The following is a 21,001-nucleotide window of genomic DNA, read 5'->3' on the forward strand; positions in this document are numbered from 1 at the left end:
ATACTTTATTAACGATGATGGCGGTTTGCACCCTGCGGGAAACTTTGTAGAAGCGATTGCACTGCAAATCTCGCCCTGCCGCGATCTCCCAGATGGCGGTCCCCTGTTGGGGTGGTGACCAGAGAAATGGAATAGGCGACCCGATGACGTCGACCCAAAAGAGCCGGACGACCAAGGCGCGGCTCTCTCGATCGATCGGACTTTCGGCTTTGATCTTGGCCGTGAGTGGTGGTGTTGCGTTCGCGCAGGCCGTGGTTGTCCACGGTAACCGGCGAGTCGATGCCGAAACGATCCGCTCCTACGCCGCCGGCCGTGAGAATCCGCAGGAGATTCGCGAGAGCCTGCTGGCGACGGGGCTGTTCAGCAACGTCCAGGTCAGCCGCCGCGGCGCGCAGACCGTGATCTCCGTCCAGGAACAGGGCGGTACCGTCAATCGTGTTGCCTTCGAGGGTAACCGTCGCCTCAAGAGCGAGCAGCTTTCGCAACTGGTGCAGTCGCGCGCCGGCGGGCCGCTCAGCCAGGCCCTGATCGATTCCGACGTCGAGCGCCTGCGCGAGGCTTATCGCCGCGCCGGCTACGGCCTGTCCTCCGTCAGCGGTCGCATCGCGCCGCTTCCGAACGGCCGCCAGGACGTCGTCTACACCATCAACGAGAGCAGCAAGACCGGCATCAAGTCGATCAACTTCTCGGGCAACAATGTCTATTCGTCGGGCCGCTTGCGCGGGCTGATGACCTCGACCGAGTCGAACTTCCTGAGCTGGATCAAGACCTCTGACGTCTATGATCCGGACCGCATCAATTCCGATCTCGAGCTGATCCGGCGCTTCTATCTGAAGAACGGCTATGCCGACTTCCAGATCGTCAACAACTCTGCGCGCTTCGATGAGAAGGCCGGTGGCTGGGTGGTCGACATCCAGGTCGAGGAAGGCCCGCAGTACAAGGTCGGCAACGTCGGCGTCGATTCCTCCGTGCCGGGTGTCGATGCGGGGCGGTTGCAGCGTTATCTCGCCACCTCGACGGGTGACACCTACAACGCCGAGGCGGTCGAGAAGTCGCTCGTCGCACTGACCACCGAAGTCAATCGTGAAGGTCATGCCTTCGCGCAGGTTCGCCCGCGCGGCGATCGTGACGCCTCCGGCCACGTGATCGGCATCACCTATGTCGTCGACGAAGGTCCGCGGGTCTATGTCGAGCGCATCAACGTGCGCGGCAATACCCGTACCCGAGACTATGTCGTCCGCCGCGAGCTCGATCTCGGCGAGGGCGATGCCTATAACAAGGTGATGATCGACCGCGCCGAACGGCGCCTGAACAATCTGGGCTTCTTCAACAAGGTCCGCATCACCAACGAGCCGGGCTCCGCGCCGGATCGTGTCGTCATCAACATCGACGTCGAGGACAAGGCGACGGGTTCGTTCTCGATCGCCGGCGGTTACTCGACCGCGGACGGCGCGATCGGTGAGATCTCGCTGTCGGAATCGAACTTCCTCGGCCGCGGCCAGTTCGTTCGCATCGCCGGCACGCTCGGCCAGCGTACGCAGGGCGTCGACTTCAACTTCACCGAGCCATATTTCCTCGGTTATCGCGTGGCGGCGGGCTTCGACCTGTTCTCGAAGTACAACGACAACTACAATGTTGGCCGTTTCGAGAGCCGCGTTACCGGCGGTCAGGTCCGCTTCACCTTCCCGATCACGGAAGAGTTCTCGGTCACGCCGCGCTATTCGCTCTATGTGACGGACATCAAGATCCCGAACGAGGTCAGCCGACCCTATAACGACTGTACCTTCCCGATCCAGGGCATCACGCCGATCCCGGGTGACGCGGTCTACAACTGCGTCACCAACGGCGAAGCCTCGGTCGCGGTGAAGGAAGCGCAGGGTTCGACGCTGACCTCGCTCGTCGGCCTGAACTTCAACTACAACTCGCTCGACAACGTTCAGAACCCGCGCAACGGCTTCATCGCGGAGCTGAAGCCCGAATTCGCGGGCGTTGGCGGCGACTCGAAGTTCCTGCGTATCGCGGCCGATGCGCGCTACTATCGCGAGATCTTCGACGACGTCGTGGGCTTCGTTCGCCTCCAGGGTGGTCACGTCCAGGCGACCAGCGGCAATCTCCGCATGGCTGACCACTACTTCCTTGGACCGAGCCTTGTACGCGGCTTTGCGCCCTCCGGTATCGGTCCGCGCGACGTGCTGAACGATCCGACGGCCAACGCGCTCGGCGGCACGACCTATTTCGGCGGTACGCTCGAAGTGCAGTTCCCGATCTGGGGCTTGCCGCGTGATCTCGGCCTGCGCGGTGCGGTCTTCGCCGACGCCGGTACGCTGTTCAATTACGACGGCGGCACGAAGACGGCGTTGGGTAGCTGCCCTGCTGGTTCCGAGGCCCGGGCGTTCAACGTCGTGACCGGTGGCGCGCAGTCGAACATCGCCTGCGTGCGCGACAAGAACGTGCTGCGCTCCTCGGTTGGCGTGAGCTTGCTGTGGCAGTCGCCGCTGGGGCCGATCCGCTTCGACTACGCCTATGCGCTCAGCAAGGACGATGGTCAGTGGGGCAACGGGCCGTTCGGCTTTGCCAAGTACGGCGGCGACCGCACCCAAGCCTTCCGCTTCTCGGGCGGTACGCGCTTCTGACGGGCGGGGCTTCGGCCCCGCTTCGGACATTCCGATGGCAGATCCAGTGTTCTTTCCGTTCGCGGCCTCGCTCGAATTCGGCGAGGTCGCAAGCGTTTCCGGCGCGCCCTTGCCGGAGGGAGTCGATGCGGCACGCCGCATCGAGGGGGCGGCCGCGCTCGAGATGGCCGGGCCCACCGACCTCGCCTATATGGACAACCCGAAATATGTCGAGGCGCTTATAGCCACCAAGGCCGGGCTCTGCCTCGTCTCGCCGCGTTTCGCCGACCGGGTGCCGGCCAGCACCGTCGCGCTGGTTTCACCGGCACCCTACCATGCCTTCGCTCGCATCCTCTCGCGCTTCTTCCCGACAGCGTTGAAGCCTGAATCGGTCTTCGCCTCCCAGGGAGTCGCTCCCGGGGCCATCGTGCACGCCACGGCGGTTCTGGAAGCAGGCGTCACCGTCGATCCGGGGGCGGTGATCGGCCCGGGCGCCGAGATCGGAGCCGGCACGGTCGTGGCTTCTCATGCCGTCATCGGCCCGCAGGTCCGCATCGGCCGCAACTGCTCGATCGGCGCCGGCAGCACGATCCAGGCCTCGCTCATCGGCAACCGTGTGATCGTCCATCCAGGCGCCCGCATCGGTCAGGACGGCTTCGGTTTCGCCATGAGCCCGAAGGGGCACATGAAGGTTCCGCAGATCGGGCGGGTCATCGTTCAGGACGATGTCGAGATCGGGGCCAATAGCTGCATCGACCGGGGCGCCAGCCGCGATACGGTGATCGGCGAAGGCACCAAGATCGATAACCTCGTCCAGATCGGTCATAACTGCGTCATCGGCCGTCACTGCGTGATCTGCGCCCAGGTCGGCCTGGCCGGCTCCTCGACGCTGGAGGATTTCGTGGTGCTCGGCGGCCAGGTTGGCCTTGCCGGCCACCTGACCGTGGGGGCCGGCGCCCAGATCGCTGCCCAGAGCGGTGTCGCTGGCGACGTTCCGCGCGGTGCCCGCTTCGGCGGCTACCCTGCGCAGCCGGCGCTGAGCTGGGCTCGCGAAAGCGCCTGGCTCAAGGCGGCGGTGGCGAAGCGCGGCCGCAAGGGGGACAGCTCCCAGGAATGATGGGTCGGCGGCAGGTCGTGTCCTCCACGCTTTCTGCCGTGGAGGCCAGAGATTCCTGTTGCCGAACCAGCCCCATTTCCGGCAAAGGGGCGTGAATTTCGAGTAACCTGCCATGCACGAAGGTTCAGCAGCGGCAGGACAATAGATCAAACGGCGCGAGGGTTAGGGACAGCGCGCCGCAGTTGTGGAGAATAGGGGCGATGAGCGAGCCGACGACGACGCTGGATGTGATCGACATCCAGAAGATCATGACGTGCATCCCGCATCGCTATCCGTTTCTGCTGGTGGATCGGGTCGTCGATATCAACGGCGATGACTCCGGCGTCGGCATCAAGAACGTGACCGCCAACGAGCCGCAGTTCACGGGCCATTTCCCCGAGCGGCCGGTCTTTCCGGGCGTCCTGATGATCGAGGGCATGGCGCAGACGGCTGGCGTGCTGGTCGTGAATGCGCGGGGCGTCGGCGAGCAGCAGGTCAACACGGTGCTTTTCACGACGATCGACAAGGCGAAGTTCCGCAAGCCGGTGACGCCGGGCGATCAAGTCCGCTTCCATCTCACCAAGCTCGCCCGTCGGCGCAATATCTGGTTCTACCGCGGCGAAGCCAAGGTCGATGGCGTGCTCGTCGCCGAGGCCGAGATTTCGGCCATGGTGTCCTGAACAGTCCGCGCGCGAGCTAGGTCAAAGAGTTTTCGATGAGTAGCACCATCCACCCTACCGCGATCGTCGACCCCAAGGCGCAGATCGGGGAGGGGGTCAAGATCGGCCCCTTCTGCACGGTCGGCCCGGATGTCGTGCTCGGCGCCGGTGTCGAGCTCGTCAGCCATGTCGTGGTCGCTGGGCGCACCGCGATCGGCGCGCGCGGGCGGATCTTCCCCTTCGCCTCGATCGGTCATCCGCCGCAGGACCTGAAATACCGTGGCGAACCCTCGACGCTCACCGTCGGCGAGGATTGCATCATCCGCGAGGGCGTGACGATGAATCCCGGCACGGAAGGCGGTGGCATGGCTACCGTCATCGGGAACAGCTGCGCCTTCCTCGCCAATTCGCATGTCGGCCATGATGCGCAGATCGGCAACGGCGTCGTGTTCTCGAACAACGCGATGTGCGCCGGCCATGTGAAGATCGGCAATTTCGTCATCGTCGGCGGCGGCGCCGGCCTGCTGCAATTCATCCGGATCGGCGATCACTCCTTCATCGGGGGCGGCGCCGGCGTGACGAGCGATGTCATTCCGTTCGGCCTGGTGCGTGACAACCCGGCACATCTGGCCGGTCTCAATCTCGTCGGACTGAAGCGGCGCGGCTTCACGCGCGAGCAGATCCATGAATTGCGCCGCGCCTATCGGCTGCTTTTCGCCGATGAAGGGACGCTGGCCGAGCGTGTCGAGGATGTTGCGGCGGAGTTTTCGGAGCATCCGCTGATCGACGAGATCCTGAACTTCATCCGGGAAGGCGGCGACAAGCCGCTCTGCACGCCGCGGGATGCCACCGCAGCGGAGCGGTGAGCGCCGATATGCAAGGAGCGGCCCCGATGCGCGGGCCGCTGGCGATGATCGCGGGAAGCGGCGACTACCCGCTTCAGCTCGCTCGCATCGTGACGGGCCACGGCGAGCGCCCCTATATCGTCGCACTGGACGGTGCGGCGGATCCCGAGGCCTTCGGGGAAGGCGCGGATGTCCGGCGCTACCGCCTCGGCCAGCTCGGCAGCCTGCTGAAGGAACTGCGCCGGCGCGACATTGCCGATATCGTCATGCTCGGAGCCTTGCCGCGGCCGAGCTTCGGTTCGCTGCGACCCGAGGTCTCGACACTGAAACACTTGCCGCATTTCGCGAAGGCGTTTCAGGGCGGCGACGACCACCTCCTGCGAGGAGTGGTCCGCTTCTTCGAGATGCAGGGCTTTCGCGTCCACGGGCCGGCGGATATCGCTCCCGAGATGACTGCGCCGCTCGGGCCGCTGGGCCGCCGGCAAGTGTCGCCGGAGCAGCGCTCCGAACTCGAGCGCGGTTTTGCGTTGCTGGCAACCCTGTCTCCCTTCGATGTCGGGCAGGCGGCAATCCTGGCCGATCATAGGGTCGTCGCGATCGAGGCCGCCGAAGGCACGGACGCGATGATCCGCCGGGTCGCCGATCTGGTGGCACGCGGGCGCCTCAAGATCGGGAAGGGCGACGGCTTCCTCGTCAAGGTGCCGAAGACGGGCCAGGACCTGCGGGTCGACATGCCGGCCATCGGGCCGGATACGCTGAGGAACATCGCGGAAGCCGGGCTCTCCGGGATCGGCGTCCGGGCGGGCGAGGTGCTGGTCGGCGACCGGGCTGCGCTCGGCCATCAGGCGGACCAGCTCGGTCTTTTCGTCGAAGGCTTTGCCTGATGCGTGCCTTCCGCCTGGCCATCATCGCTGGCGAGGCATCGGGCGACGCCCTGGCCCTGCGTTTCCTCGCCGCGCTGCGCGAACGGTTGGGCGATCGCCCGATCGAACTCTGTGGGGTGGGCGATCACGGCCTGCCCGAGGCCGGGCTCAAGCCGCTCTTTCCTCAGGCCGATATCGCCGTGATGGGCTTTGGCCCCGTCATCGCAAGGCTGCCGCTGTTACTGCGGCGGATGGAGGATGCGGCGCGCGGTGTCGCCGCGTTCAAGCCTGACCTGCTCCTGACCATCGACAGCCCGGATTTCTGTCTGCGCGTCGCGAAGAAGGTGCGCGCCCGCGCGCCCGATATCCCGATCGTGCACTGGGTCTGCCCGAGCGTCTGGGCCTGGCGCTCCGGCCGCGCCCGGCGGATGGCGCCGCATGTCGACCGGATACTCGCCTTGCTGCCTTTCGAGCCGGCGGCACTCGCCCGGCTGCACGGGCCCGAGACCGTCTATGTCGGCCACCCGCTGATGGAACGGCTCGGCGAGTTGCGCCCCGATCCGCAGGAAGCGCGCGCACGCGATGAGAGCGAGCGGCCACAGATCCTGGTGCTGCCCGGCAGCCGGCGCTCGGAAATCCATCATCTGATGCCGGTCTTCGGCGAGGCGGTGGCCCGGGTTGCCGCTGCGGTTCCGGACGCCCGCTTTCTCCTGCCGGCAGTGAGCCGGCTGCAGCCGATGATTGCTGAAGCAGCGGCGCGCTGGCCGGTCGCTCCCGAGATCGTCAGCGGCGAGGCAGGCAAGCTCGCGGCCTTCCGCTCTGCGCGGGCGGCCCTCGCGGCCTCCGGCACGGTGACGCTCGAGCTGGCCTTGTCCGGTGTGCCGACAGTGGCGGCTTATCGGGGTGCTGCCTGGGAGGCTGCGCTTGCGCGCCGGCTCATCAAGCTGCCGAGCGTGATCCTGCCCAACCTCATTCTCGGGCGCAGCGTCGTGCCGGAATTCATCCAGGAAGAGGCAACGGCCGAGGCCCTGAGCCGACACATGCTTGCGGCCATGGCCGACGGCCCGAGCCGGCAGGTGCAGCTCGACGGCTTCGCCGAGGTCGAGACGATCATGCGCTCGGCCGGCCCCAGCCCGGCCGTCAATGCTGTCGAGGCCGCGCTCGCACTCCTGTCGGCGGGCCAAGCTTCGTAGGCCCGATGCCGGCCCCGGCGCCTCGTCCGACGGCTGTCGGATCGCGCTCGCAACGGTCCCTGAAACAAAAAAGCGCGGGGTTTTGCCCCGCGCCTTATTCGTGACAGTCCAGCCTTCGGCTCAGCGACGGCCGATCGGCGTGTAATCGCGCTTCGGCGAGCCGGTGTAGAGCTGGCGGGGGCGGCCGATCTTCTGGGACGGGTCCTCGATCATCTCCTTCCACTGCGCGATCCAGCCGACGGTGCGGGCGACGGCGAACAGCACAGTGAACATCGAGGTCGGGAAGCCCATCGCCTTCAGGGTGATGCCCGAATAGAAGTCGATGTTCGGGTAGAGCTTCTTCTCGATGAAGTAATCGTCCGAGAGCGCGATGCGCTCCAGCTCGACCGCGACGTCGAGCAGCGGATCGTCCTTGATGCCGAGCTCGTTGAGCACCTCATGCGTGGTCTTCTGCATGATCTTGGCGCGCGGATCGTAGTTCTTGTAGACGCGATGGCCGAAGCCCATCAGGCGGAACGGATCGTTCTTGTCCTTCGCCTTGGCGATGTATTTCGGGATGTTGTCGACCGACCCGATCTCTTCCAGCATCTTCAGCGCCGCTTCGTTGGCACCGCCATGGGCGGGACCCCAGAGGCAGGCCGTGCCGGCCGCGATGCAGGCGAAGGGATTGGCGCCCGATGAACCGGCAAGGCGCACCGTCGAGGTCGAGGCATTCTGCTCGTGGTCTGCGTGCAGGATGAAAATGCGGTCGAGCGCGCGCGACAGCACCGGATTGACCTTGTACTCCTCGGCCGGAACCGCAAAGCACATGCGCAGGAAGTTCGAGGTGTAGTCCAGCGAGTTCAGCGGGTACACGAAGGGCTGGCCGATCGAGTACTTGTAGGCCATCGCGGCCAGCGTCGGCACCTTCGCGATCATGCGCATCGAGGCGATCATGCGCTGATGCGGATCCGAGATGTCGGTCGAGTCGTGGTAGAAGGCCGACATGGCGCCGATCGAGGCGACCATCACCGCCATCGGGTGTGCGTCGCGGCGGAAGCCCTGGAAGAAGCGAGCCATCTGCTCATGCACCATGGTATGGCGCGTGACGCGGTAGTCGAAATCGGCCTTCTGCGCGGCGGTCGGAAGCTCCCCGTAGAGCAGCAGGTAGCAGGTCTCGAGGAAGTCGCCATGCTCGGCGAGCTGCTCGATCGGGTAGCCGCGGTACAGCAGCACGCCGGCATCGCCGTCGATATAGGTGATCTGCGACTCGCAGCTCGCCGTCGAGGTGAAGCCGGGATCGTAGGTGAACATGCCCGTCTGGGCGTAGAGCTTGGCGATGTCGATGACGGCAGGGCCGACCGACCCTTCCTTGATCGCCATGTCGACGGTCTTGTCGCCGACGTGGAGCTGGCTGGTGTTTCCGCTCATCGATACCGATCCTTTCAAGGCTCGCTGCTGTTCAGCCGCCTTTTCCGCGCCCCGACCGCGCTGCTCTGCGGAAGGTCCTTCATCCGAACGGCCTGACGTGACGAGAGCATGTCACGGGAAGGGGCAACGGCAATCCATGCGGCTGATGTACAAGCAATATTCGCACGTCGCGTCGTGTTGCGGCGCAATGCACTTGCGCGTCACTAGACCATTTACCCAACGCATTCAACCGAGCCGAAAGGCGGCTTGTGCCGCCTCCGGAGCATGGCTTGCCGGTGCGGCAACCGCAGGGTTCCGCACGGTTCCAACTCAGGCCTGATCGGCCAGTCGCGCCAGCGTTTCGTCTCGGCCGAGAACCGCCATGACGTCGAACAGTCCGGGCGACATCGCACGCCCCGTCAGCGCGGCGCGCAGCGGCTGCGCCGCCTGGCCGAGCTTGATGCCGGTTTCCTCGACATAGGCGCGGACAGCGGCTTCCAGCGGCGCTGCCGACCAGTCCTCGACAGCGGCGAGCTTCGCGGCAATCTGGGGCAGGCGGCCGCGTGCGGCCTCGTCGAGCAGGCCTTTGGCCTTGTCGTCGAGTTTCAGCGGGCGTTGGGCGTAGAGATAGAAGGCGCTGTCGAGCAATTCGACCAGCGTCTTGGCCCGCTCCTTCAGCCCCGGCATGGCGGCGAGGAACTTCGCTTCCAGCTCCGGCGGGAGCGTGGGGCCAAGCCCGCGCGCCGGACCGATCTCGGGCAGGATCACCTTCAGCGCCTCGAGCAGATCACGATCGCTCGATTGACGCATGTAGAGCCCGTTGAGGTTCTCCAGCTTGGCGTAGTCGAAGCGCGCCGGCGAGCGGCCGATCGAGGAGAGGTTGAACAGCTCGATCATCTCCTGCGTCGAGAAAATCTCCTGGTCGCCATGGCTCCAGCCGAGCCGCAGCAGATAGTTGCGCAGCGCCACCGGCAGATAGCCCATCGAGCGATAGGCATCGACGCCGAGCGCGCCGTGGCGCTTCGAGAGCTTGGCGCCGTCGGGGCCGTGGATCAGCGGGATATGCGACATGCTCGGCACGTCCCAGCCCAGCGCGTCGTAGATCTGGGTCTGGCGGGCTGCGTTGGTCAGGTGGTCGTCGCCGCGGATGATGTGGGTGACGCCCATGTCGTGGTCGTCGACCACCACGGCGAGCATATAGGTCGGCGTGCCGTCCGAACGCAGCAGCACGAGGTCGTCGAGATTCTCGTTCTGCCAGACGACGCGGCCCTGGACCTCGTCGTTCACCACCGTCTCGCCGGTCTGCGGCGCCTTGAGGCGGATCACCGGCTTGACGCCGGCCGGGGCAGTTGCAGGGTCGCGGTCGCGCCAGCGCCCGTCATAGCGCAGCGGCTTGCCCTCGGCACGGGCCTTCTCGCGCATCTCCTCGAGCTCGGCCGGGCTGGCATAGCAGTAATAGGCCTTGCCGGCCGCGAGCATCTGCTCCGCCACCTCGCGATGCCGCGCGGCGCGCTGGAACTGGTAGACGGTCTGGCCGTCCCAATCGAGGCCGAGCCATTCCAGCCCGTCGAGAATCGCGGCGATGGCGGCATCCGTCGACCGTTCACGGTCGGTATCCTCGATGCGCAGCAGCATCTTGCCGCCCTTGTGGCGGGCGTAGAGCCAGTTGAACAGCGCAGTGCGGGCGCCGCCGATATGCAGAAAACCGGTAGGAGACGGCGCAAAGCGCGTGACGACGGCATTGCTCATGGAAGGCAACTCCAGCCGGGCGGCGAATCCGCCCGGGGCGAGACATGGGAAACGGCGATGCCATACACGACAAAGCAGGCATGACAACCGGCGCGCGCCCTGTAACATGGCTTCGCCGGGCGGTTAAGCGCTCAATGCGAGCCGGCCGGCCAAAGAGGGCGGCTAGGCCGCCAGGGGGCGGCAGACGGGGATGGCGAGGCAGCCTGCATCGCCGGAGCGCCGCGGGGCGCTGAGGGTCGTCGCCGGCATCCTGCCGGCGCGCCTGCCGCCGTTCGCTCTTCGCGGCATACCGTTCGTAGAGCGAGGCCAGGCGCTTTGGAGCTGGCTCGTCGCATCGCTCGCTCTCGAAGCCGAACGCCGCCGGCCCTTCCTCTGGCTGCCGGTCGCGATGGGCTTCGGCATCCTGCTCTATTTCGCGGCCGACCGGGAGCCGGCGCTCTGGGCCCCGCTCGTCGGCCTCGCCATGGCTTCGGGGCTGGCGGCCGCGCTGCGGGACAGGCCGCTCGCCGCCTCGGCCTGCATTGCTTTCGCTGCCGCCTTCGCGGGTTTTGCCGCCGGCGTCTGGCGCACGGCCGATATCGCCGCGCCGATGCTGGAACGCCCCCGCATCGGCCAGATCAGCGGCTTCGTTGAAAGTGTCGAGACCCGTGACAAAGGTGCCCGGCTCGTGATGCTGGTGACGAACATCGCCGGCCTGCCTCCGGAGCGGCAGCCGAAGCGGGTGCGCGTCAATATTCGTGGCGGGGCGGTTTCTCCCGGCGACCACATCACTGCGACCGCGCGGCTTCTGCCACCACCGGGGCCGGCGCGGGCCGGCGGCTATGATTTCGGGCGAGACGCCTTCTTCCGCGGGATCGGGGCCGTCGGAAGCATTTCCGGCAACATGGTCCTCAGCCCTCCACCGCAGATGTGGCCGTGGCGGCTCGCCCTCGACGTGGAGATCGACAAGGCGCGCAACGCCCTGACCCAGCGCATCGCCACGGTTGGCGGCGGCCAGGGCGGGGCGGTCGCGGCGGCACTGGTCACCGGCAAGCGCGGCCTCATCACCGAGGCGACGAACAACGACCTGCGTGCGGCGGGCATCTATCACATCGTCTCGATCTCTGGCCTGCATATGGTGCTGGCGGCGGGGACGATCTTCTGGCTGGTGCGGGCGATGCTCGCCTTGTCACGGACGCTGGCTTTGGGCTGGCCGGTCAAGAAGATCGCAGCCATTGCCGCCATGCTGGGTGCCACCGCCTATTGCATCTTCTCCGGCGGCGACGTCGCCACCGAACGTTCGCTGATCATGACGCTGGTCATGCTGGGGGCGATCCTCGTCGACCGGGCGGCGCTCAGCATGCGCAATCTCGCGCTGGCCGCGCTGATCGTATTGCTGCGCGAGCCCGACGCATTGCTCGGCCCCAGTTTCCAGATGTCCTTCGGAGCGGTCGCAGCGTTGATCGCCTTCGCCGAGCGCTGGGACAAGCGCGACCAGTCGAAGCCGCCATCGGCCTTGCCCTGGCCGGTGCAGACCCTCTGGACGGCCTCGCTCGGCATTCTGGTGACGACGATCCTGGCCACGGCCGCAACAGCGCCCTTCAGCGCCTTCCATTTCCAGACCTTCAATCCCTTCGGCCTGCTCGGCAACGCCATGGCGCTGCCCTTCGTCTCGCTCTGCGTGATGCCGGCGGCAGTCTTCGGCGTGCTCGCCTATCCCTTCGGGCTGGACTGGCCGGCCTGGGCGCTGATGGGTTTCGCCTCCGATATGGTGCTCAAGGTTGCGCACTGGGTCGCAACGATCGAGCATTCGACGGTGACCGTCGTGGCCTTCGGACCCGCGGTGCTGCTTTCCTTCGCGGCCTCGCTGCTCTGGCTGACGCTCTGGACTACCGGCCTGCGTTGGCTCGCGGTCATCCCGCTCGTCCTTGGCGTCGCATTCGCCGCGAAGCCCGAGCGCCCGGACATCCTGATCGAGCGCGACGGTTCCGGCATCGCCGTGCGCGGCAGCGATGGTCGCCTCGCCATTGCCGGCCGGCCCAGCCGCTTCGTCGTCCAGCAATGGCTGGCATCCGATGGCGACAGCCGTCCGCCCGATGATGCCAGCCTCCGCGCCGGCGTCACCTGCGACAGCCGTGCCTGCGTTACCCGCACCGCGGATGGGCGCAGCGTCTCCTACGCTCGCGACCGGATCGCGATCATTGAGGACTGCCGCCGCGCCGATCTCGTCGTCACGAATGTCCCGTGGAGTGCGCCTTGCGAAGCAAGGCTTGTCGACCGCACGGCCTTGTCGCGCGATGGCGCCACTTCACTCTACCGCTCCGTCGGCGGCTGGAAGAGCCATTCCTCGGAAACCGGCGCCGGCGACCGCCCTTGGAGCCGCCATAAACCGGCGAAACTGGCACCGTCGGCGACTGTGCAGGCGCCGCCTTCACTCACCAGCGCAGCGGATAGCGACGCCGATCTCCTCTAGAAACTGCCGTCCCCCGATCGATACGGGCTCAGTAGCGCCGCAGCAGATTGACAAGGCGGCCCTGGATCTTGACGCGATCGGGGCCGAGGACGCGGGTCTCATAGGCCGGATTGGCGGCTTCGAGCGCGATCGAGGAGCCGCGGCGCCGCAGGCGCTTCAATGTCGCTTCCTCGTCGTCGATCAGCGCCACGATGATGTCGCCGGTATTGGCGGTGTCCTGCCTGCGGATGACGACGGTGTCGCCATCGAGGATGCCGGCCTCGACCATCGAATCCCCGCGCACTTCCAGCGCGTAGTGCTCGCCCGAGCCCAGCATGTCCGGCGGCAGCGAGACCGTGTGGCTGCGACTCTGGATGGCCGAGATCGGCGTGCCGGCGGCGATGCGACCCATCACCGGGATCGAAACAGGAGCGCGCACATCATCATCGACCGGGTTAGGGCGGGATTTGGTGACGTTCGGCTGGGTACCCAGCCCCCCTTGCACGACGGCGGGATTGAAGCGGCGTGGCTGCGGGCCGGCGAGCCCCTCGGGCATCTTGATGACCTCGAGCGCCCGCGCCCGGTTCGGCAGGCGACGGATGAAGCCGCGCTCTTCCAGCGCCATGATCAGCCGATGGATGCCGGATTTAGAGCGCAGGTCCAGTGCATCCTTCATTTCGTCGAAAGAAGGAGGCACGCCGCTTTCGCGCAAGCGTTCCTGAATGAAGCGCAGGAGTTCGTGTTGCTTGCGTGTCAGCATGATCGTCGCCGGCGCTCCCCAAGGCAGTTTCGGGTGCAGATTCGAAACAAAGCCAGAACACTATAGCTGTTCGCCTTGTGTTCCGCAAGCAGCCGCTACCGCAACGGCAGAATAAGGCAGCTATCGCCTTTCTTAGCCGGCTGCGCATGGGCGGGTCGGATCGTCAGGGCCTTGGCGCGCGCCAATGTGCCAAGCATGGAGGAATCCTGTTTGTCGAAGGGAGTGGCTACCCATCCGGCCGGAGTCAGGGCCAGATCGGAGCGAACATAATCCTCCCGCTCATCATTAGCCGGCATATCTTTCCCGAGAATCGCCGGAATGGCACGGTTGCGATCGGGTTCGGGCATGCCGAGCAAGGCTTCAATCAGCGGCAGCACGAAGAGATGCCCGCAGACGATCGAGGAAACGGGATTGCCGGGCAGACCGAGCACGACCATGCGGCCGAGCCGGCCGGTCATCATCGGCTTGCCGGGGCGCATCGCGATCTTCCAGAAACCAAGGCTCATGCCTGCCCGCTTCAGCGCCTCCTGCACGAGGTCGTGGTCGCCGACCGAGGCGCCGCCGAGGGTGATCAGGACATCGGCCTCCGCGGCTTGCGCGGCGTCGATCTGCGCGGCGAGGTCGTCATGATCGTCGCGGGCAATGCCGAGATCGAGGGCCTCACCGCCAGCCTTCTTGACCAGACCCATCAGCGAGAAGGAGTTCGAGGCGACGATCTGATCGGCCCCGGTCGGCTCGCCCGGCGCCACCAGCTCATCGCCGGTGGCGAGAATGGCGACGCGCGGCTTGCGCCGCACTGGCAGATGCGGGTGTCCCATCGCGGCGGCGAGGCCGAGCGCGGCGCTGTCGAGCACCCGCCCAGCCGTCAGCGGTACATCGCCTTCGCTGAAATCGAGCCCTGCCACCCTGACGAACTGGCCCTTGCTGGCCGGCACGCGCACCGTGATGGTCCCGGTGCCGACGCCGTCGGCATTCTCCTGCATCAGGATGGTATCGGCGCCCTCGGGCATCGGCGCGCCGGTGAAGATCCGCACGGCTTCACCAGCGGCGATGCCGCCATTGAAACGGCGCCCGGCCGCCGATTCCCCGACGACGCGGAGTTGCTTGCCGGCTTGCATGTCTTCGGCGCGGACGGCGTATCCGTCCATGGCCGAATTGGCGAAGGGCGGCTGGGTGCGCAGCGCCGCGACATCGGCGGCGAGCACGCGCCATGCACAGCGTGCCAGCGGCAGGGTTTCGCTGCCGGTCGGCTCCGGAACGCTGTCGAGCAGGGCCTTGAGCGCGACGGGGACCGGAGTGAGAGCCATATCAGCGTGCCTTTTGGGATCGCATCGGATGTATCCGGAAAGTGGAACCCACTTTTCGGTCCTAAGCCACGGCGTTGTAGTCGCCGGATTGCCCGCCGGATTTGTGCAGCAGGCGGATGTTCTCGATCCGCATGGCCCGGTCCACGGCTTTCACCATGTCGTAGACGGTGAGGCAGGCGACGGAGACGGCGGTCAGCGCCTCCATCTCGACGCCGGTCTGCCCCTTCATCCTGACCTCGGCGCGCACGCGCACGCCGGGCAGAGACTCGTCGAGTTCGAGATCGACTGCGATTTTGCTGAGCAGGAGCGGGTGGCAGAGCGGAATCAGCTCATGCGTGCGCTTCGCCGCCATGATGCCGGCGAGTCGCGCGGTGCCGAGCACGTCGCCCTTCTTGGCGTTGCCGTCGCGCACGATCGCGATGGTCTCCAGCGCCATCACGACACTGCCCTCGGCGATGGCCGTGCGGCTGGTCTCGGCCTTGGCGCCGACATCGACCATATGCGCCTGGCCTCGCGCGTCGAGATGGCTGAGCCGGCTCACGCCGCGGTCTCGCGCGCCTTGCCGGTGAGCAGCAGCTCGGTCGCGGCCGCGACGTCGGCCTGCCGCATCAGGCTCTCGCCGACAAGGAAGCTGTTGACGCCGACTCTGTTCAGCCGCTGCACGTCGGCATGGGTGAAGATGCCGCTTTCGCCGATGACGATGCGGTCCGAGGGGACGCGCGGCGCCAGCCGCTCGGTCACGGCGAGATCGACATGGAAGCTGCGCAGGTCGCGGTTGTTGATGCCGAGCAGCCGGCTTTCGAGCGCGAGCGCCCGGTCGAGCTCGGCGTCGTTATGCACCTCGACGAGCACGTCCATGCCCAGATCGCGCGCGGTGTCGTTGAGCGCGCGGGCGGTGGCGTCATCGACGCCGGCCATGATGATCAGGATGCAGTCGGCGCCCCAGGCGCGGGCCTCGTAGACCTGATAGGGGTCGTAGAGGAAATCCTTGCGCAGCGCCGGCAGGCCCGAGGCCTCGCGCGCCGCCGTCAGGAATTCCGGCTGACCCTGGAAGGAGGGAGCATCGGTCAGCACCGAGAGGCAGGCCGCGCCGCCGGCCGCATAGGCGCGAGCCAGCGCCGGCGGGTCGAAATCGGCCCGGATCAGCCCCTTGGACGGGCTCGCCTTCTTGATCTCGGCGATAAGCGCCGGCGTGCCGCTGGCGATCTTGGTGTCCAGCGCATCGGCGAAGCCACGCGGCTGGCCTGCCGCGCGGGCACGCTTCTCGATCTCGGCCTGCGGCACGGCCGCCTTGGCGGCGGCGATCTCCTGCCGCTTATAGGCTTCGATCTTGGCGAGGATATCGGTCATCGGACCAGACTCCCTAGGCATCGGACCGAAAAGGGGAACCCGCTTTTCGGGGACATCCGATGCTAAAACAAAAAGCGAGATCGCCACAGTGCGTCCGCCGGGACGCAGCCGCGATCTCTAGCTGTTCGAGATGGCGATGAGCTTCGCCAGCACCGCCTTGGCCTTGCCGGAATCGAGCGCGGTCGTCGCCTGGGCGAAACCATCCTTGAGGTCGCTCGCCTTGCCGGCGACGAGCAGGCCCGCCGCGGCGTTGAAGGCGGCGATGTCGCGGAAGGCGGTTTTCCCACCGTCGAGCGCGGCATTCAAGGCTGCGGCGTTCTCCTCCGGTGTGCCGCCGCGCAGATCCTCGGGCCTGGCGAGGTCGAGGCCGACATCGGCGGGGTTGATCGAGAAGCTCTCGATCTTGCCGTTCTCCAGCGAGACGACGCGGGTCGGGCCGGTGGTGGTGATCTCGTCGAGCCCGTCGGAGCCGTGCACGGCCCAGACGCGGGTCGAGCCGAGCGAGGCCAGCACCTTGACCATCGGCTCCAGCCAGGTCTCGGAGAAGGCGCCGATGAGCTGGCGCTTGACCCCGGCCGGGTTGGAGAGCGGGCCGAGCAGGTTGAAGATCGTGCGCGTGCCGAGCTCGGTACGAACCGGTGCGACATGGCGCATCGAGGCGTGATGCGTCGGCGCGAACATGAAGCCGACGCCGGCCTCGCGGATACAGCGCTCCGTGCCGGCGGCTTCGAGCCCGACCTTGACGCCGAGCGCGGTCAGCACGTCCGCCGCGCCGGAGCGCGAGGAGGCGGCGCGGTTGCCGTGCTTGGCGACCGGCACGCCACAGGCGGCGGTGATGATCGAGGCCAGCGTCGAGACGTTGTAGGAGCCAGAGGAATCACCGCCGGTGCCGACGATGTCGATGGCGTCGGCGGGTGCCTTCACGGTCAGCATCTTGCCGCGCATGGCCCCCACCGCGCCGGCGATCTCGTCGATCGTTTCGCCGCGCACGCGCAGCGCCATCAGGAAGGCGGCCGACTGCGCGTTCGTCACTTCGCCCGAAAGAATCGTGTCGAAGGCGTCGCGTGCTTCTTCGCGAGAGAGCGTCGCGCCGGTCGCGACCTTGGCGATGAAGGGTTTGAAATCGTCCATGGGAACTCTGCGGAATCAGGCTGAAGGGGTCAGGGCGGAGGCTTCGCGTTCGCTCTGCCATCGCTCCGCGAGATCGAGAAAGTTCCGCAGGATCGTCGCGCCATGCTCGGAGGCGATGCTCTCCGGATGGAACTGCACGCCCTGGACCGGCAGTTCGCGGTGCGACAGCGCCATGATGACGCCGTCATCGGTCTCCGCTTCGATATCGAAGACCGTGGGGCAGGTGTCGCGATCGACCACGAGCGAGTGATAGCGCGTCGCCTGCAGCGGCCCGTTGATGCCGCGAAACATCCCACGCGCCTTGTGGTTGATCGGCGAAACCTTGCCGTGCATCGGCACCGGCGCGCGCACGACCTCGCCGCCAAAGGACTGGCCCATCGCCTGCAGGCCGAGGCAGACGCCGAAGATCGGCTTCACGCCCGCGCCCTGCTTGATGAGATCGAGGCAGATTCCCGCCTCGTTCGGCGTGCAGGGACCGGGCGAGAGCACGATCGCGTCATGCTCGCCACCGAGCGCTTCCTCCACCGACAACGCGTCGTTGCGCCAGACATCGACCTCGGCACCCAGCCCGCCGATGAGGTGGACCAGGTTCCAGGTGAAGCTGTCGTAGTTGTCGATCAACAGAACGCGCATGGCCGGACCTGTGAATAGCGCCACAGGTCATGCACGCTCGGGGGCGGGGTGGTCAAGTTTTGCGCGGCGCGCGCGCTGCTTTAGAGCCTCTAACAAAACCTGGAGGGGTCTCGACGCCGGGAATTCGACCGCCCGCGGCGTCGCGGCGCTTGCCGATATCAAAGGATATCGGCTGCGCGCCCCTCCTGGCATCCGTCTCCTCCAAAGCCCATCGAGACCCCTCCAGATTTTGTTAGAGTCTCTTAGACCGCCGGCGGGTTCAGGCGGGCAAAGGCCTCCTGACGCCGATAGGGGAAATAGGGGTAGGGTGCAGTACGCTCGCTTGCGGCGTCGAGTCGGGCGACCTGTTCGGCGGTCAGCTTCCAGCCGACCGCGCCGAGATTGTCACGCAATTGCTGTTCGTTGCGGGCACCGATGATGACCGAGGAGACGGTCGGGCGCTGCAGCAGCCAGTTGATCGCGATCTGCGGAACGCTTTTGCCGGTCTCCTGCGCGATCGCATCGAGCACGTCGACGACGGCGTAGAGCTGTTCATCCTCGACCGGCGGGCCGAATTCGGCCGTCTCGTGCAGGCGGCTTCCCGCCGGAAGCGGCTGGCCGCGGCGGATCTTGCCGGTGAGCCGGCCCCAGCCCAGCGGGCTCCAAACCAGCGCGCCGACGCCCTGGTCGAGTCCGAGCGGCATCAGCTCCCATTCGTAGTCGCGCCCGACCAGCGAATAGTAGACCTGATGCGCGACATAACGCGGCCAGCCATGGCGGTCGGCCGCCGCGAGCGACTTCATCAATTGCCAGCCGGAAAAGTTGGAGACGCCGACATGGCGCAGCTTGCCGGCCCGGACGAGCGCGTCGAGCGTCGAGAGAACCTCCTCGACCGGTGTAGCGGCATCGAAGGCATGCAGTTGCATGAGGTCGATGTAATCGGTGCCGAGCCGGCGCAGCGCGTCCTCTGTTGCCTTGATCAGCCGGCTGCGCGAGGAGCCGGCATCGTTTGGGCCGTCTCCCATCGGCAGCGTTGTCTTGGTCGAGATCAGGACCTTGTCGCGCCGCCCCTTGATCGCCGCGCCCAGCACCTCCTCGGAGGCTCCGTTCGAATAGACATCGGCCGTGTCGAAGAGGTTGAGCCCCGCCTCCAGACAGATATCGATGAGACGGCGCGCTTCCTCCGCGTCCGTATTGCCCCAGGCACCGAAGAGCGGCCCTTGTCCGCCGAATGTCCCCGCACCGAAACTGAGGGCAGGAACTGTCAGCCCCGAATGGCCCAAACGCCTGTATTCCATGTTCCGAATCTCCTGTGAGGTTCGGAACATGGCGCCAGGCTGCGGATGCGATTAGTCCGCCGGCAGGAACATCATTCGTGAGTTGAAGTCATCGAGCGGGCGCTGCGACGGTACTCAACCGCGGGCGCTGCGCGGCATTCCGGCCGTGCGCGGTTGCGCCAGTCCCGGTGCGGTCTCCACGCCCAGCGTCGGCAGCGCGAGCGTGCGCTGGCCGCGGAAATCGACATGGCAGACGATCAGCCCGCGCTCCTCGATATAGCCGAGGAGCCGGCGCGCCCGGCTGGGCGAATGGCTGCCATAGACCCGCGCGAGCTCCGCATCGCTCGGACAGCTTCCGCCCTCGATGGCCGTGCGCGCGATGAACAGGAAGAGGCCTTGCAGATCCTCCGGCAAGGTGCCGGAAGCCGCCACCGCAGCCTGCCAGCCCTCGCTTGCGGCGATGCCGTCGCTGACGCCTGCACGCGCCACTGCGAGCCGGCGGCGGAATTCCTCCAGGCTGAGATGCGTGCGGCCGAGCCGGCGCATCCGGCAGCGCACCGTGAAATCCTGGTAGAGCACCGCGACCTGCCGCGACTGCGACTCGGGATCGCCCATCAATTCGCGCAGGATCTCGGTCATGATCGCCTCGCGCTCTCCCGGCTCGAGCTCGATCTCGGGCTCGGGCTCCGGCAGCGGGGCGGGGCGGTAGGTCTCGATTCGGCGCAATACCTCGGTCGGGTCCGGGCGCGGGCGCGGTGCGGGGCGAACGGGACGGGCCATCGGCGGCGGCTCATCCTCGCCTGGCGTGAAGATCAGCTTGCCGGCTTCCTCCGGCGCCTGTTCGGGCAGCGGCATCAGTCCCGGTGCGCTGCCGCGATCGGCCGATGAGACGGAGCCGATCCGGATCGGCAGCGGTCGCTTCGACAGGGCCGGGCCCAGCGCGACGAACTGGCCGCGTTCGAGATCGCGGAACATCTCGGCCTGGCGCCGGTCCATGCCGAGCAGGTCGGCGGCGCGCTGCATGTCGATGTCGAGGAAGGTGCGGCCCATCAGGAAGTTCGAGGCTTCCGCCGCGACGTTCTTGGCGAGCTTGGCCAGGCGCTGCGTCGCGATCACCCCGGCAAGCCCGCGCTTGCGGCCGCGGCACATCAGATTGGTCATGGCGCCGAGCGAGAGGCGGCGAGCCTCGTCGGAGGCTTCGCCCGCCATCACCGGCGCGAAGAGCTGCGCCTCGTCGACCACGATCAGCATCGGGAACCAGAGCGAGCGGTCGACATCGAAGAGCCCGCCGAGGAAGGCCGCGGTGGCGCGCAGCTGCTCGTCGGCTTCGAGGTTTTCGAGATTGAGCACCACCGAGACGCGATGCTGGCGCACGCGCAAGGCAACGCGCTGCAACTCGGCCTCGCCGCACTCGGCATCGACCACGACATGGCCGAACTGGTCGGCGAGCGAGACGAAATCGCCTTCCGGATCGATGATCGCCTGCTGGACCAGCGGGGCGCTCTGCTCGAGCAGCCTGCGCAGCAGATGCGACTTGCCGGAACCGGAATTGCCCTGCACGAGCAGGCGCGTCGCCAGCAATTCGGCGAGATCGATCAGACCGGGCTCGCCGGTCCTTGTCGTTCCCATCTCGATTGCTGTCGTCATGCCGGTCGTGAATCGTCTCGATTGATCGCGCGCGGGGGCGCGGCCGGCGCTTCTAGCATGGCGCTGCCCCCGCCGGGCGC

17 protein-coding genes are annotated in these 21,001 nt (G+C 66.8%); 7 read left to right on the forward strand and 10 right to left on the reverse strand.

Going from position 1 to position 21,001, the window contains the following annotated elements; translation table 11 throughout:
* Nucleotides 1-143: 143 nt before the first annotated feature.
* The 6 genes from bamA to lpxB all read left to right on the forward strand — a co-directional run bounded on the left by bamA (nucleotide 144) and on the right by lpxB (nucleotide 7,268).
* Complete coding sequence (bamA, locus tag CE453_RS14780; RefSeq protein ID WP_089175281.1) at nucleotides 144-2,633, forward strand: outer membrane protein assembly factor BamA; 2,490 nt, start codon at nucleotides 144-146, stop codon at nucleotides 2,631-2,633.
* A gap of 34 nt (nucleotides 2,634-2,667) precedes the next feature.
* Nucleotides 2,668-3,729, forward strand: a complete 1,062-nt coding sequence (gene lpxD / locus CE453_RS14785) for a UDP-3-O-(3-hydroxymyristoyl)glucosamine N-acyltransferase (protein ID WP_089175282.1) — start codon at nucleotides 2,668-2,670, stop codon at nucleotides 3,727-3,729.
* A gap of 200 nt (nucleotides 3,730-3,929) precedes the next feature.
* Nucleotides 3,930-4,388 (forward strand): 3-hydroxyacyl-ACP dehydratase FabZ, encoded by a 459-nt coding sequence (gene fabZ / locus CE453_RS14790; RefSeq protein WP_089175283.1) that lies wholly within the window; start codon nucleotides 3,930-3,932, stop codon nucleotides 4,386-4,388.
* Nucleotides 4,389-4,423: 35 nt separating this feature from the next.
* Entirely contained in the window at nucleotides 4,424-5,233 is an 810-nt protein-coding gene (gene lpxA / locus CE453_RS14795) for an acyl-ACP--UDP-N-acetylglucosamine O-acyltransferase (RefSeq protein WP_089175284.1), read from the forward strand.
* Nucleotides 5,234-5,259: 26 nt separating this feature from the next.
* Nucleotides 5,260-6,096, forward strand: coding sequence for an LpxI family protein (locus CE453_RS14800; protein WP_157733044.1), 837 nt, complete (start codon nucleotides 5,260-5,262; stop codon nucleotides 6,094-6,096).
* Nucleotides 6,096-7,268: a lipid-A-disaccharide synthase gene (lpxB, locus tag CE453_RS14805; protein WP_089175286.1), complete on the forward strand. Its 1,173-nt coding sequence runs from the start codon at nucleotides 6,096-6,098 to the stop codon at nucleotides 7,266-7,268. The genes CE453_RS14800 and lpxB overlap by 1 nt, the downstream gene beginning before the upstream one ends.
* A 120-nt stretch (nucleotides 7,269-7,388) precedes the next feature.
* Here lpxB and gltA read toward each other — a convergent pair whose 3' ends face one another.
* Entirely contained in the window at nucleotides 7,389-8,678 is a 1,290-nt protein-coding gene (gene gltA / locus CE453_RS14810) for a citrate synthase (protein ID WP_089175287.1), read from the reverse strand.
* Between the two features lie 309 nt (nucleotides 8,679-8,987).
* Complete coding sequence (gene gltX / locus CE453_RS14815) at nucleotides 8,988-10,406, reverse strand: glutamate--tRNA ligase (protein WP_089175288.1); 1,419 nt, start codon at nucleotides 10,404-10,406, stop codon at nucleotides 8,988-8,990.
* A gap of 190 nt (nucleotides 10,407-10,596) precedes the next feature.
* On the opposite strand from gltX, the gene CE453_RS14820 reads away from it, so the two are divergent.
* Nucleotides 10,597-12,858, forward strand: a complete 2,262-nt coding sequence (locus tag CE453_RS14820; RefSeq protein WP_089175289.1) for a ComEC/Rec2 family competence protein — start codon at nucleotides 10,597-10,599, stop codon at nucleotides 12,856-12,858.
* Between the two features lie 28 nt (nucleotides 12,859-12,886).
* Here CE453_RS14820 and lexA read toward each other — a convergent pair whose 3' ends face one another.
* The 8 genes from lexA to CE453_RS14860 form a co-directional block, all read right to left on the reverse strand.
* On the reverse strand, nucleotides 12,887-13,597 hold the full coding sequence (gene lexA / locus CE453_RS14825; RefSeq protein WP_089175290.1) for a transcriptional repressor LexA: 711 nt from the start codon (nucleotides 13,595-13,597) through the stop codon (nucleotides 12,887-12,889).
* A 95-nt stretch (nucleotides 13,598-13,692) separates the two neighbouring features.
* On the reverse strand, nucleotides 13,693-14,904 hold the full coding sequence (locus tag CE453_RS14830) for a molybdopterin molybdotransferase MoeA (protein ID WP_089175291.1): 1,212 nt from the start codon (nucleotides 14,902-14,904) through the stop codon (nucleotides 13,693-13,695).
* A 61-nt stretch (nucleotides 14,905-14,965) separates the two neighbouring features.
* The gene (moaC, locus tag CE453_RS14835) at nucleotides 14,966-15,445 is read right to left on the reverse strand and encodes a cyclic pyranopterin monophosphate synthase MoaC (RefSeq protein ID WP_089175292.1); all 480 of its coding nucleotides are present in this window, start codon (nucleotides 15,443-15,445) and stop codon (nucleotides 14,966-14,968) included.
* A complete protein-coding gene (gene trpC / locus CE453_RS14840; RefSeq protein ID WP_089175293.1) occupies nucleotides 15,442-16,254 on the reverse strand; it encodes an indole-3-glycerol phosphate synthase TrpC in 813 nt (270 codons plus the stop codon). Before trpC ends, moaC begins: the two co-directional genes overlap by 4 nt.
* Before the next feature lie 117 nt (nucleotides 16,255-16,371).
* Nucleotides 16,372-17,385, reverse strand: a complete 1,014-nt coding sequence (gene trpD / locus CE453_RS14845; protein WP_089175294.1) for an anthranilate phosphoribosyltransferase — start codon at nucleotides 17,383-17,385, stop codon at nucleotides 16,372-16,374.
* 15 nt (nucleotides 17,386-17,400) lie between these two features.
* The gene (locus CE453_RS14850) at nucleotides 17,401-18,018 is read right to left on the reverse strand and encodes an anthranilate synthase component II (RefSeq protein ID WP_089175295.1); all 618 of its coding nucleotides are present in this window, start codon (nucleotides 18,016-18,018) and stop codon (nucleotides 17,401-17,403) included.
* A 242-nt stretch (nucleotides 18,019-18,260) separates the two neighbouring features.
* Nucleotides 18,261-19,295, reverse strand: a complete 1,035-nt coding sequence (locus tag CE453_RS14855; RefSeq protein ID WP_089175296.1) for an aldo/keto reductase — start codon at nucleotides 19,293-19,295, stop codon at nucleotides 18,261-18,263.
* Between the two features lie 114 nt (nucleotides 19,296-19,409).
* Nucleotides 19,410-20,921: a helicase HerA domain-containing protein gene (locus CE453_RS14860; protein ID WP_089175297.1), complete on the reverse strand. Its 1,512-nt coding sequence runs from the start codon at nucleotides 20,919-20,921 to the stop codon at nucleotides 19,410-19,412.
* Nucleotides 20,922-21,001 lie beyond the last annotated feature (80 nt).

This window comes from Bosea sp. AS-1, from assembly GCF_002220095.1.
Classification (GTDB): domain Bacteria; phylum Pseudomonadota; class Alphaproteobacteria; order Rhizobiales; family Beijerinckiaceae; genus Allobosea.